This window comes from uncultured Paracoccus sp. (genome assembly GCF_947487305.1).
Lineage (GTDB): Bacteria > Pseudomonadota > Alphaproteobacteria > Rhodobacterales > Rhodobacteraceae > Paracoccus.
Genome location: NZ_CANKWH010000039.1, coordinates 1 through 11,908, shown reverse-complemented (window position 1 = coordinate 11,908; position 11,908 = coordinate 1). Strand labels below are relative to the sequence as shown.

Annotated in this window: 12 protein-coding genes and 2 pseudogenes; 5 read left to right on the top strand and 9 right to left on the bottom strand. The window is 62.1% G+C overall.

What is annotated here, in order from left to right; all coding sequences use genetic code 11:
- Positions 1 to 1,358, bottom strand: a 1,358-nt coding sequence (locus tag Q1A36_RS20530) for an FAD-dependent oxidoreductase (protein WP_299847896.1), incomplete at its 3' end; no start/stop codon positions are given.
- Between the two features lie 113 nt (positions 1,359 to 1,471).
- On the opposite strand from Q1A36_RS20530, the gene Q1A36_RS20525 reads away from it, so the two are divergent.
- Positions 1,472 to 2,188 carry an FCD domain-containing protein gene (locus Q1A36_RS20525; RefSeq protein WP_024845488.1) on the top strand — a complete coding sequence of 239 codons (717 nt, stop codon included), beginning with the start codon at positions 1,472 to 1,474 and terminating at the stop codon, positions 2,186 to 2,188.
- A 141-nt stretch (positions 2,189 to 2,329) separates the two neighbouring features.
- Positions 2,330 to 2,473, top strand: a pseudogene (locus Q1A36_RS20520) (transposase family protein); the annotation flags it as partial.
- A gap of 181 nt (positions 2,474 to 2,654) precedes the next feature.
- Here the strand turns inward: Q1A36_RS20520 and repC are convergent.
- The 3 genes from repC to repA all read right to left on the bottom strand — a co-directional run bounded on the left by repC (position 2,655) and on the right by repA (position 6,188).
- Positions 2,655 to 3,866: a plasmid replication protein RepC gene (repC, locus tag Q1A36_RS20515; protein WP_024845489.1), complete on the bottom strand. Its 1,212-nt coding sequence runs from the start codon at positions 3,864 to 3,866 to the stop codon at positions 2,655 to 2,657.
- Positions 3,867 to 4,078: 212 nt separating this feature from the next.
- Positions 4,079 to 5,011: a plasmid partitioning protein RepB gene (repB, locus tag Q1A36_RS20510; RefSeq protein WP_024845490.1), complete on the bottom strand. Its 933-nt coding sequence runs from the start codon at positions 5,009 to 5,011 to the stop codon at positions 4,079 to 4,081.
- Positions 4,995 to 6,188 (bottom strand): plasmid partitioning protein RepA, encoded by a 1,194-nt coding sequence (gene repA / locus Q1A36_RS20505; protein ID WP_010400282.1) that lies wholly within the window; start codon positions 6,186 to 6,188, stop codon positions 4,995 to 4,997. The genes repB and repA overlap by 17 nt, the downstream gene beginning before the upstream one ends.
- A 209-nt stretch (positions 6,189 to 6,397) precedes the next feature.
- Between repA and Q1A36_RS20500 the strand changes: the two genes are divergently transcribed.
- Together Q1A36_RS20500 and Q1A36_RS20495 are read left to right on the top strand one after the other, a co-directional pair.
- On the top strand, positions 6,398 to 6,625 hold the full coding sequence (locus Q1A36_RS20500) for an AbrB/MazE/SpoVT family DNA-binding domain-containing protein (protein WP_024845491.1): 228 nt from the start codon (positions 6,398 to 6,400) through the stop codon (positions 6,623 to 6,625).
- Positions 6,615 to 7,010, top strand: coding sequence for a PIN domain-containing protein (locus tag Q1A36_RS20495; RefSeq protein ID WP_024845492.1), 396 nt, complete (start codon positions 6,615 to 6,617; stop codon positions 7,008 to 7,010). The genes Q1A36_RS20500 and Q1A36_RS20495 overlap by 11 nt, the downstream gene beginning before the upstream one ends.
- 78 nt (positions 7,011 to 7,088) lie before the next feature.
- Here Q1A36_RS20495 and Q1A36_RS20490 read toward each other — a convergent pair whose 3' ends face one another.
- A complete protein-coding gene (locus Q1A36_RS20490) occupies positions 7,089 to 7,973 on the bottom strand; it encodes a recombinase family protein (protein ID WP_299847883.1) in 885 nt (294 codons plus the stop codon).
- A 226-nt stretch (positions 7,974 to 8,199) separates the two neighbouring features.
- Here Q1A36_RS20490 and Q1A36_RS20485 point away from each other — a divergent pair, with 226 nt between their 5' ends.
- Positions 8,200 to 9,267 carry a hypothetical protein gene (locus Q1A36_RS20485; RefSeq protein ID WP_299847881.1) on the top strand — a complete coding sequence of 356 codons (1,068 nt, stop codon included), beginning with the start codon at positions 8,200 to 8,202 and terminating at the stop codon, positions 9,265 to 9,267.
- Positions 9,268 to 9,363: 96 nt separating this feature from the next.
- On the opposite strand, the gene Q1A36_RS20480 is transcribed toward Q1A36_RS20485, so the two are convergent.
- The 4 genes and pseudogenes from Q1A36_RS20480 to Q1A36_RS20465 form a co-directional block, all read right to left on the bottom strand.
- Positions 9,364 to 10,323 carry an IS481 family transposase gene (locus Q1A36_RS20480; protein ID WP_299847879.1) on the bottom strand — a complete coding sequence of 320 codons (960 nt, stop codon included), beginning with the start codon at positions 10,321 to 10,323 and terminating at the stop codon, positions 9,364 to 9,366.
- A 390-nt stretch (positions 10,324 to 10,713) separates the two neighbouring features.
- Complete coding sequence (locus Q1A36_RS20475; protein WP_010400470.1) at positions 10,714 to 10,950, bottom strand: hypothetical protein; 237 nt, start codon at positions 10,948 to 10,950, stop codon at positions 10,714 to 10,716.
- Between the two features lie 412 nt (positions 10,951 to 11,362).
- The gene (locus tag Q1A36_RS20470) at positions 11,363 to 11,596 is read right to left on the bottom strand and encodes a hypothetical protein (protein WP_299847877.1); all 234 of its coding nucleotides are present in this window, start codon (positions 11,594 to 11,596) and stop codon (positions 11,363 to 11,365) included.
- Between the two features lie 59 nt (positions 11,597 to 11,655).
- Positions 11,656 to 11,908, bottom strand: a pseudogene (locus Q1A36_RS20465) (hypothetical protein); the annotation flags it as partial.

The following is an 11,908-nucleotide window of genomic DNA, read 5'->3' as shown; positions in this document are numbered from 1 at the left end:
AAATTGCGGCCTGTTTCGCCTGAATATCTACGAGCCCCTGGCCTTTCCGGCCAGAGAAACTTAACGTGACAACACCGGCGCAAGTCTACGAGCGGCCGCCGCTCGTCAATAATGTCCGCCGCTAACCGCCCGGTGATTCCCGCGAGGGTCAGGCCAATGTGACCGTGGCCAAAGGCATAGATGATGCGTGGATCGACGGGCGACGGGCCAATGACGGGCAGTGAATCGGGCATTGAGGGGCGGAACCCAAGCCAGGTACGCCCAGTATTGCCGAGGCCAGGCAGAAGCTTCCGGGCCACGCGTTCAATAGCCGCGGTCCGAGCTGGACGCAGCGGCTTGCCGAGTCCTCCAAGCTCTACTGTTCCCGCCGCGCGCAGTCCCTCCGCGAGTGGTGTCATGTAGAAGCCGTGCTCGGGATAGCAGGTCGGCGCTGTCAGCAGTTGGCCGTCTGCAGGGAACAGCACGTGATAGCCGCGCTCTGTGTCGAGACGGACCCGGTCGCCAAAGCTGCGGGCAATCCGCCCGGACCAGGCGCCGGCTGCCAGCACCGCTCGCTCGACCCGCAGATTGTGATCGCCGCAGCGTAGAGTTAAGCCTTCAGTGTCGCGCTCGATGCCCCGGACGCCCGCGGCGACCAGCGTTCCACCATCCGTTAGAAAGCGTGCAAGCAGCCGCCGTGCATAGGTCAATGGATCGTCAATGAAGTACGCGTCCTCGAAGAGCAGGCCCTTGTGGTAGAGTGGGGCGAGGTTCGGCTCACGCGCTTGGATTTCCTCTCGCTCGAGGATGCGCATCTGCACGCCCTCGCGGTGGCGCAGCATGATTTCGGCTTGCGCTGCGTTAAAGCTGGCGGCGGAGCGATAGAGGTAGAGGCAGCCCGTCATCCGCCGCAAGTCGTCGGCGCCTGCGGCGGCGAACAGCGGCGCATGGCCCGCCTCGGCAAGCCGCAGCAGTTCCCCCAAAATCCCAACGATGCGACTAACTGCCTCGGGGTGGGCCGAGCGCAGAAAGCTTGCGAGCCAGGGCACGAGGCCGGGCAGGTCGCGCCAAGAGATTGTGAGCGGTCCTTGTCGGTCCAGCAACATTCGCGGAACTGCGCGCAGCACTCCTGGCGTTGCAACCGGAATGCAGGCTCCGAACGCCATGGTGCAGGCGTTGCCGAAGCTAGCCGCTTGGGCGTAGCCCCTGTTTGAGGTCGGCGCCGCCGGATCGACCAGCGTCACTCGATGTCCTGCCCGCTGCAGCCACAGCGCCGACGACAACCCAACCACGCCTGCGCCGATCACGCCGACGGACAGGCGTCGCTGCGTCCCGAGCGGCGGAAGGGGTGGGAGGACGGGCTGGGGAACGGCAAGCATACGGGCCCAAGACATTATCTATGATAGGTTCAAGCCAATAGTCTTATCATTAGATGATTTGTCAACCTTTGATTTCCTGTCTATGATCGCTGCAAGGCATTCGGAGAACTACAATGGCAGATTCAACTCGTAGGCCCTCGGTCTTTGCCTATACGCTCGACAAGCTGGGGCGGCAGATTGTTTCGGGACACTTCGGCGTGGAAGGGGTGATTCCGCGCGAGGCGAAGCTCTGCGAGCAGCTTGGCGCAAGCCGTGGCGTTCTGCGGGAGGTGCTGCGCGTGCTCGGCGACAAGGGGCTGGTCTCGGCCCAGCCCAAGGTCGGCATGCGCGTCCAGCCTGAAATCAACTGGAACTTGATGGACACTGATGTCCTAGACTGGCTTTGGGAGCACAGATCGCGGACCGACTACCTGCGGGAGTTCTTGGAGTTCCGGATGACCGTCGAACCCGCCGCTGCTCATGCCGCAGCGCTGAACGCCACTGAGGAGGAGCGCCGCGAAATTAGTTCACTCTGCGGTCGGCTGCAGGACGAGAGTGAGCGAATCATGGATGGTGCCTCGGACGAGCGGGCCCAGAAGGTCGACTTCCAGTTCCACATGGCGATTTTCCGTGCCTCGCGGAACCGGATGCTGATCAATGTCGGCAACATGATCGGCCATATTATGCGCCAGCAGATCGCGGTAACCACGTCGGCCCCAGGTGCCTTCCGTGAGGGCCTACCGCTGCACCGAGCGATAGCGGAGGCCATCGCACGTGGCGACGGCGAGGCGGCCGCCCAGGCGGCCGAGGAAAACGTACGGCTGACTCAGGTGCATTTGCAAAAAACGTGACTGCCGCCGCAGGTAGGTTGAGCGCTAGTAATTTGTGGCCGCTTCCCTCGGAGCCGAAAGATGGCTCACACTTCTGGCTGTCGAAAGCTGAAGGAAGGAAGCAGCCATGAAACACTATGCCGGACTGGACCTGTCGATGGAATCCCCGACACGTCGATTTCAGGCCGAAGGGTGGCACGGGAGTTGACCGCGCTGATCGAACGGCGTGGTCGACCCGGTATGATCGTATCCGACAACGGAACAGAGCTGACCTCGAATGCCATTCTGAAGTGGTGCGCCGAGCACGGGAGAGAGTGTCAGATCTTCTCCACGACGGGCGCCGGAAGCCACTCTCCCGATCTCACCTCCCGTCACCCCTCAAACCCCCAACCTTTCCCTCTCTTCGGCTACCGACGCATCGCTGCGTGACTTAACAGCTGCAAAGTCGCGCCGAATTTGATGATCGCTCCAAGAGACTTAACAGCTGTTATGCAGCATTTCGCCGGGACATCAGCGCCATGACCATCGGCCCGCAGGAGAACTCGCCCGCCGCTGCCTTGGATGTCAGCGCACGGAGGTAGCCACCGGGCGATCGGATGTCCGCAAAGCGTTCCAGCATGGCGACGACAACGATCGATGCCTGCTCGGGGCCCATGAACCGTTGCGCTTCTTCCCAAGCGGACGCACTGATCCCCATGGCCGGCCGCACATGGCAAGCGGCGTCAAAAAGTTGGTGCCAGTGCCTGACTTCGCCCTGGTAGAAGGTTTTGAGCGACGAGCAGCCAGCGATCACGAGATGGAGCGGGATCTTTGGCACGCGTCTTGTGTCCGCTTCTTCCACGTCAGCATCAGGCGCATCCGTTTCAACATCTGGCGCGTCGGCCGCCGCCCCGCCTTTCTCTAAGGCAGGTTCAAGATCTATAGATTCTTTATTTGAATTATGATGGTGACGCTCAGTATTGGCACCATTGGTGTTCATTTCTTCTGTTTCAGGACCGTCAATGACGTTGCGAGCATGGTCGAGAAGGGCTTCGAGGTCTGCTCGGTATGCCGAAAGGTCCTCAATCTCGAGCTTGCGGCGGAGGGCGCGGGCAGTGAGGGCCGCCTTGTCGCGTAGCTGATCCCAGAGGCCAAGGCCTGGCTGGATATCCTCTCCAAACTCCGCAAGAGCAGCGAGATCGCGCCGCATGAGGCTCACAACCTCCCGCAGTCGCCGCACACGGTCCTCGGCCTCACGCACGGCCTCTGCGGCTCGTGCCACCTCTTCGGACCGGCAGTAGAGTGGCGAGAGATCGAAGCCGAACGCCACGCGCTCTTCGCCATGCTTGCGGACATACCTCTTCCCGTTGGGGCTATCGCGGCGCATCAGCAAACCTGCCTCGACCAGGCGGGCCAGGTGACGGCGCATCGTGGAGCAGGGCATGCCATTCAGCCGCTCACAGATCGCCTTGTTGGACGGGAAGACGACCATCTCGGCGTTCCCGCCAAGCGCATCATCGGGAAAGAAGCTGAGAAGCCCCTGGAGAACCGTCAGATCGCGCTCGGAAATCCCGAAGGCGGCCTGTGCCTTCGAAAGCTCGCGAAGGAGCTCCCACTTGTTGACGGGCTTGCCCGGAACGGACGCCTCAGGCCGCTCGACCACGCGCAGATGGGCGTGCGAGATCGGCCGCATAAACGGCGAAATCGGTGTGTACTCCATGATGTCATTCACGAAGGCAAAATTTCCCTGGCCCGCGAATCGCTTTGCGCTTGCGGGAAAGGGGCCAGATCGCTACATTCAGAGGTGCGAAAACTGAGTTTTGTAGCGGGCTGGTCCCGTGCGAAACCTAAGAAAGGTCTCGTGAAGCTTGCTTCTCGGGGCCTTTTTCTTTTCTGCCTGTCTCGTGCCTCCTTTTTGGTTGTTGCTCTTCCTCAGTCTTCCTTGCGCTTCCAGCGCTCGTGAAGCTCGGCGATCAGCTGCGGGGCCTTGCCCTCAAGCCAGCTGACAAAATCTCTGTCCTCGGCCTTCAGCTCGAGCTTGAACTGTCGGCCGCGGCGCCCTGTCGCGATGGTTGCAGCCCCGACACCCGGAATGGCCACACTAGGTGCCCCTCGGGGGCTTGATGGGCGGGTCGGCCGCTCTGCCTGCACCACTGCGGCGAGGACGGCCAGGAACGCGGCGTCCGACTTTTCGTCAGGTCCACCGGAGTGAGAGGACCTGGTCTCTGCCGCTACTGCAGCGAGGTTCTCGCGGTCCACAGATGCATCGCCCAATGACTTCTTGAGTTCCTCCCAACGAGGCCGGCCGATACCTGGCGCAGCACCTATCGCTAGGACGAGGCTCTCGCCAACCGCGCGGACGACGCTTAACAGCTGCGACACACCAGCTTCGGTAAGACCTAGAACCTCTGCCACGCCCTTGTTGGTGCGTTCCGCCTCTCCCAGGTGATCGCCATTGAGCAAGGCTGCCGCCACCAAGGCACGTTCGATGAAGCTCAGGTCGCGGCGTTCTTGGTTCTCGAGCAGCTGATCCCGAAGCGCCTGATCCCCGTCCATTTCGGTGACGATCGCACGGACCTTGATCCCGAGATCCCGGCAGGCTTCAAGCCGACGCCGCCCGTAGATCAGGCTGTAGCGATCCCCTTCGAGAGGTCGCACGAGGATCGGCACCCGTTGGCCACTTCTGGAGATCGATGCCTTCAGCCCCGCAATCTCGATTTGAAGACGGTCATCCAGCCTGCCCACGGTCTCGACATGGTCAGGCTCGATCTCGAATACGCCGCCCCGCAGCCTGCGCCCCTCAAGAGCGTCGGGGGCATTGCGCAAGGTCTGCAAGGGCAGTCCCAATTTAGGCTTTCTTGCCATTGCGTCCCCACGTGCTCTGGATGATCGCGGCGATCTCGTCATTGACGGCATTCATGGACTCGATGGCGCGGTCGAAGGTCTGGCGCGTGAAGTCCTTCTTATCCGCCTCATACAAGGTCTGCTTGGTCAGCCCGGCATCCGAGATCGCCGTCGACTCAACCATGTGGTTCGTCAGCACCGAACGCCCGAAGAGCCCGCGGATGAAGGCGATCACCTCGGTCTGTGGGGCGTCGCCCACCTTGTAGCGGGTCGGCAGGAACCGGAGCCAATCGAACCGCAGGTTGGCGCCTGCATCGCGGATCACGCCCAACAGGTCGGCCGTCATCCGCAGGAACTGCGACATGGACATGAGGTCAAGCATCTGCGGGTGGACCGTCACCAGGACGCCCGAGGACGCGGAAAGGGCAGACATGGTCAGGAAGCCCAGTTGCGGAGGGCAGTCGATCACGACGACATCGTAGTCACTTTCGACGCTGTCGAGGGCGTCTCGGACTCTCGCGAAGAAAGCGCGGGCGCCGCCACGCTGGATCGCGGCCGGGGTTTCGTGCTCGAACTCCATGAGCTCGAGATTGCCCGGAATGAGATCCAGGCCACGGATGTAGGTCTTCCTGATGACCTCGGAAACCGGGACAGGGTCGTCATAACGGACTGCGTCGTACAGCGTCCCGCCTTCCATGAGGTCCAGTTCAGGCTGAATCCCGTGCAAGGCGGACAACGACGCCTGCGGATCCAGATCAATGGCCAGCACACGATAACCCTTGAACGCGAGTCTCTGCGCAAGGTGCGCTGATGTGGTGGTCTTGCCGCTTCCACCCTTGAAATTCACAACGGAAATGACTTGCAGCTCGTCGCCCTTACGACGGCCCGGCACGTACGTTCCCGGCTTCTTGGCGTTGGCCTCAAGGCTTTGTCTGATCTCCCAGACATCGTCGAGGGTGTAGCGGCGATGGCTACCGGCCGTCGTCTCGACGTCCGTGATCTTGCCTTCCCGATGAAGTTTGCGAAGGTAGGTGTGATCGACACCGAGCAGCTCGGCCGCCTCACCGCTCGTCAAGCTGCGCATCACCTTTTTCGCGTCGGGTGGAAAGTGCGCTGCGCGTTGTGCATGCAGGTTCGAAGCCAAGAGTTCGGCGTAGTGGCCAATGGCGACGTCCAGGTCTTTGTCTATCTCGGTCATGCCCCGCTCGATCCGTGGGCGCGATTTTTATGTGACCGCGCGTTATTTTTCGAGACTATTGTCTGACCGATCAGATTCGCGCAAGCACTTTCTAAATCTGGTGTCAGCCACTGCGTGACGCACAAGAGTAGCCCAAGCTCGCGGACAGGCTTGCCCATGTAGCTAGTGTGATATACATTACTGATCGTATATCCACGCAGGAGGCCAAAATGCAGGTCGCGAAATGGGGCAACTCGCTTGCCGTCCGCCTGCCCGTCGAGCTTGTTCGGGATCTTGGCCTCAAGGAAGGCGATCAGATCGACCTGGTCAAGGACGACGGCAAGGTCAGAGTCCGTCGTCTGGCGCGCGCGGATGAGGTGCTGACGGGTCTGCGCCGGTTCCGGGGCAAGCTGCCCGCTGCAGAGCGCCTGAGCCGCGACGCTGCGCATGAGCGCTGAGTTCGCGGACACGAATGTCGTTCTTTACCTGCTCGACGATGGCCCGAAGGCCGATCGCGCCGAGGTCATCCTGGGGCAGGGGCCCCGGATCAGCGTTCAAGTCCTGAACGAGACGCTGGTCAACTGTCGCCGCAAGGCTGGCCTGAGTTGGGAGGAAGCAGGGGCGTTTCTTGAGGGCGTGCGCGCCTTGTGTCCCGTCGAAGACCTGACCCTTCAGACCCACGACGTCGGCCGCGCCTTGGCGGAACGCTACGGCTTCTCGATCTACGACGCCATGATCGTGGCCAGCGCTTTGGTTGCAGGCTGCACCACGCTGTGGAGCGAGGACATGCAAGATGGCCTGCTGGTGGAAGGCCAACTTCGCATCATCAACCCCTTTACATGACCGGACAGCTACTGAGCGTAGAGCTGACCACAGCCTTGTAATCCTTCCATGTCATGGAGGATTCGCAAGGTTGTTAGGCTACTCAAGCAGACCCAACCTCTCCGCCCGCTCCAGCAGCATCTTCACGGATGACGGCTGCCAGCTTGTCCGCCCACGGGGTGTTCGCTCGCGCATGGCTTCCAGCCGAGTGCAGATCGCCTGAAGCGTGATGTCGGGGGCCGCGCCCTTGATAGCGGCAACGATGGCGGGCAGGCGGTCGTCGGTTTCGCGGCGGCCGGCTCGGGCGAGCACCGTCTCGGGCAGAAAGCCGTCGCGGACATAGGCGTTGACCGCGCGCAGAAGCCGATTTTGCGTCCACTGACGCTCGCGGGGCAGGGGGCCGTTGACGACGCGGACTACGTCTTCCCAAGCCAAGTCGGGGCGCAGGCGGCGGACATGGGGAACCCAGTCCTGCGCCGTCTCGTTCAGGCGTTCCATGTAGCCATCCTGCCGCGCCAGCCGCACCTTTCGCAGTGCCGCAGGATCCCGCGCGCGCAGGCCCGGATTGCCACCAACCCGGCCTTTGGTTCGTGCGCTGGCCAGCCCGGCCTTGGTCCGTTCGCGGATCAGGGCCCGCTCGAACTCGGCCGCGGCGCCCAGGACCTGGAGGGTGAACTTGCCCTGCGGGGATGATGTGTCGATCGGGTCCATGAGCGAGCGGAAGAAGGCGCCTTTCGCCTCCAGACGCTCGATCACTTCCAGCAAATGCGAAAGCGAGCGCGCCAGACGGTCGATGCGCACCACAACCAGCGTGTCACCCTTGCCGATCCGCTCCAGCACCCGCGCCAGCACGGGCCGCGCGCGGTTTCCGCCCGAGGCCTGCTCCTCGTGGATCTCGACGCAGCCTGCGGATTTCAGGGCCTGCGACTGGGGCAGGGGGGTCTGATCCTCGGTTGAGACGCGCGCATAGCCGATCAGGGGCATCAAAACAGGCCGTTTGCAGTTTCATATGCTGCCAATAAACGATCGTTTGTAAACGAACGCAAGGGCACACTGTCTGGCGCTGCTTACCGGAAAGCCCTTGGTTTCCATACAATGACCGCGATCAGAGAGCCCTCGCTGACCATCTCCCGCGCGTGCTATATATGGAGCGTGACCGCACTCCTACAAAACCCTTGGGTAAAGTGCAAATTGCCGATATTTTGCACACATGAAGTATCAAGTACCCTCTTTCCATGATGAATCTGATGCTCTCTTTCTAGACGTCGAGGAGGTGGAACAGTCGTCCGAGGACGATCTTTGGTTCTTGCCTGGTCCAATGGAAGAGGAGCCGGAAAATCTGCCGCCCGGACCACGGGCAGAACCGCGTGGAGCTGAGGTCCTCGATGATTGGCGGAAAGCAGAGGGGGGTCATGCCGCGCGTCTTGCTCGAGTGGCCGGTCGCGTCGGCGCGCTGGACGACCGGCTGAGGCGCGGCCCGGAAGGATGGCGGCACAGGCTTGCCCTGATCGAGGCTGCCGACCTCAGCTGGTTCGCCGGTGACCGCATCGGCCCGGATCGGCTGGCGCTCTGGATCTCTATGCGCCTCTCAGGCGTTCAGGAGGACACCGCTGCGCTCGCGCGTGTCGGATGGGCCGTGAGACGTCTGACAGGCGGTCCCGGCCCCGAGACAGACCTTTCTGCGTTCCTAGACCGTCGAGATCCCGAAAACATGGCCGATGAGGCAGAGCCATTCGCGGACCGCGCGGGAGGCTGGACGGACGTAGTGGCGCAAGCCGCTGATCTTCACCCAATAACCCGTGCTTGTGTTGGTTATCACCTCTGGAGCCTCGCGGGCCTTGGGCAGCAGGGCGATCGAATGGAAGCGGCAGTCACGGCCGCGCGGATCGCGGCCAGCGAGGGCAAGGGAGCAGTCTTTGCACCTCTGGCAATGGGAGGGGCAGGGGGACTGCGCGCTGCAGGCTCACCCGCTGACCGTCTGGCGCGATGGCTTGACGGAATGGAAACCGCATGCCTGAACGCGATGCGGCATCTCGACGATATCGAGGCATGGTCAACGCGGGCGGAAACCATGATGATCCCGCTCTCTGGCAGGACGCCCCCGGCTTTACGCACTGTGCTGACGGAATGGCCGCTCGTGTCCGCTCCGATGGCGGAGACCATAACTGGCGCCAGCCGCACCGCCGTTCAGCGCAACCTCGCCTGGATGGAAACGCACGGCCTGATCCGCGAGGTGACTGGGCAGGGGCGGTACCGGATGTGGCGAGCAACGAGCTGAATGCTCTGGGGCAGGCGTTAGCCATGAAGGAACAGGATTGCTTGGCTCTCGCTAAAGGTGCCGGTGTGACCTTTCGGCGGGGCGCGTCAGTTTGGCCTAGGTGTTCAGTCCCGGCATTTGGTGGATCGGGTTCAGGATGAATCTGTCTGGCTCTGATGTCCAGATCTTGCAGATGTATTCGTAGGGCGTGAGACCGCCGAGGGTCTTGAGCCTTCGAGCGAAGTTGTAGGCTGCCATGAAGTCTGCGAGGTGCGTTCGCAGCTGGTCGTGGGTTTCGTAATGGAAGCGTTTGACGGTGGCATCCTTGATTGTCCTGTTCATCCGTTCGACCTGGCCGTTGGTCCAAGGGTGGTTGGGCTTTGTCAGACGGTGCTCGATACCATTGGCCTCGCAGATCATGTCGAAGCGCATCGGCCGGGAGGTGATCGTGTTCCTGTTTCGCGGCTGCTCTGCGAACTGGATCCCGTTGTCCGTGAGAATGGTATGGACCGAGTAGGGCACGGCTTCGAGCATATGCTGAAGGAACTCCCAGGCTGTCTTCTTGTCGGCCTTGTCGACGAGTTGGGTCACGGCGAACTTGCTCGTCCGGTCGATGCCGACGAACAAATATAGTTTGCCTTCAGCTGTTTGCACCTCGGCGATGTCGATGTGAAAGAAGCCGATCGGGTAGCGTTTGAACTTCGACCGCTTCGGCTTGTCACCTTCCATATCAGGCAAGCGCGAGATGCCATGCCGTTGCAGGCACCGATGCAGCGCAGATCGCGTCAGGTGGGGTATCGAAGGCTGCAGGGCGTAAAGGCAATCGTCCAAGGGCAGAAGTGTATGCCGTCTGAACGCCACGATCGCCGCCTCTTCGGCCTCTGACAGAACCGTCGAACGAGGCTCTGTCGGCCCGGTCTTCAAGTCTTCGACCGTCGCGCGCTTGCGCCACTTCGCAACGGTCTTGGGGTTGATGCCCAACTCCCGGCTCAGCTGCGCGAGCGAAGCCTGCGATCGCTGTATTGCTGCTCGGACAGCGTGCGTGGTCGTGGCGCTTCCGTGACGAACTTGTCCCATAGGGCATCCTTCCATTCCAAAGAAAGGATCGCACCATCAAACCGTGGGATCAAACACCTAGGGCGTGTTGTCAATCGGCACGCAACTTTGACCCCCTTTCGGCGCCCAATAATGACCCCGCTTGGTCAGCACGGGTAGCCTCGGAGGCATCATGACCATCAGCGTAAGGGGGTCATTTTTGGAAGCCGATTACCCCGTTACGGGGTCAATTTTGCACGCCGGTTCACACGCACCTGAATGGATTGTGGTCGGGGATCGGGGCATGGCGCGCCTAGCCGGCGTGCCGCTGGTTGGCGCGTAGCGCCTGCCAGCGTCCGGCATTGCGCGCGGCTGCGAGGGACAAAACAGGGCGAGATATGAAAGTGGCCCCCGAAGGGGCCACTTAGCCGTTCAACCCGGCAGCACTTTTATAAGCGTGACAGTCAGGCCAACGATGCCAGCGGCCATGATCCAGAGATGGCGAAACAGTTCGGCCTTGAACTCGGCCAGGTCCTGTTTGGTGGCCAGGGTCGAGGTATCCGCCTCGGCCAGCCCTTCGGCAATGGCTTCGGCGGCCTTCTGATCCATGCCAGCATCTGTGAGTTTGCGGGCGAATTTCAGGGTGTCGATGTGTAGCGCGTTTGCCATGAATGATCTCCTTTCAGGAATGTAAGCGTTCTGACCGGGAAATGCGAGGCTTTAGCCGCCCCGCACGGTCGCCGGCATCGGACACGCCGAGTCAGGGACGGCCCGGCACGGGCCGCTTGCAAGGGCGCGCTTGCGCGGCCGCCGTCCTTGACCGGTGTGGTAGAATGACAAGATCCGTGTGGTGGTGGATAGGTCCGGCCCCGGCTGGCGTGCGCCAGACGGGTTAACAGCCGGACGCGAGTGATGACGCCACGGTGACAGCCGCGCAGCGGCGGCCCGGCGCGGCCTTAGCGCCGGGTCTGGTCGCGGCCCTGGGATCAGGGTCGGGACCGGACCAACCCACCGGACAGAGGTAAAAAAGAGGGCCGCCCGGACGGGCGGCCAGTTGTCGCTGAGACGGACAGAAAAACTTTCAATCGCGGATCAGGCCGCGCCGGTCGATCTGCCAGCCGGTTGCCACGCGGATGATTGCGGCGTCCGGGCCATGCTGGTCGATGAAAGCGCGTTCGGCCTCGATGCTGCGCGCGGTGTGCAGCTCGGCCGAGGGCAGGCCGATGGAATTTCCGCACCAGATGCCGACCGGGGCGCGACAGACGGGGCAGGGGACGGCAAGGACGGGGTGACGGAACGCAGTAAAATCGGGCATTGTTCTCACTCCTGCGCTGACAGGGGAAGGGCGAGGGCGCTGTCGCGCCCCGGCCTCGATCATTTCACTTCCTCGGGGAACCACTTTGCAATGCGTTCGGCCTGTTTGTCGGTAACGCCATGGGCCTCACGGAACGCGGGGTCAGAAAACAGCTTTTCCAACCGTTCGGCCTGCTCGGCCTTCTTGAGTTTGGCAAATGTGGTGACGGTCGGGTGGTCGTCTTTCAGGTCCAGCAGGCTCTGATGCTGTAACCGCCCCCCGACGGCATCGACGTGCCAAGGTGGGATCGCAACAATCCGTATTGGGAGGCGG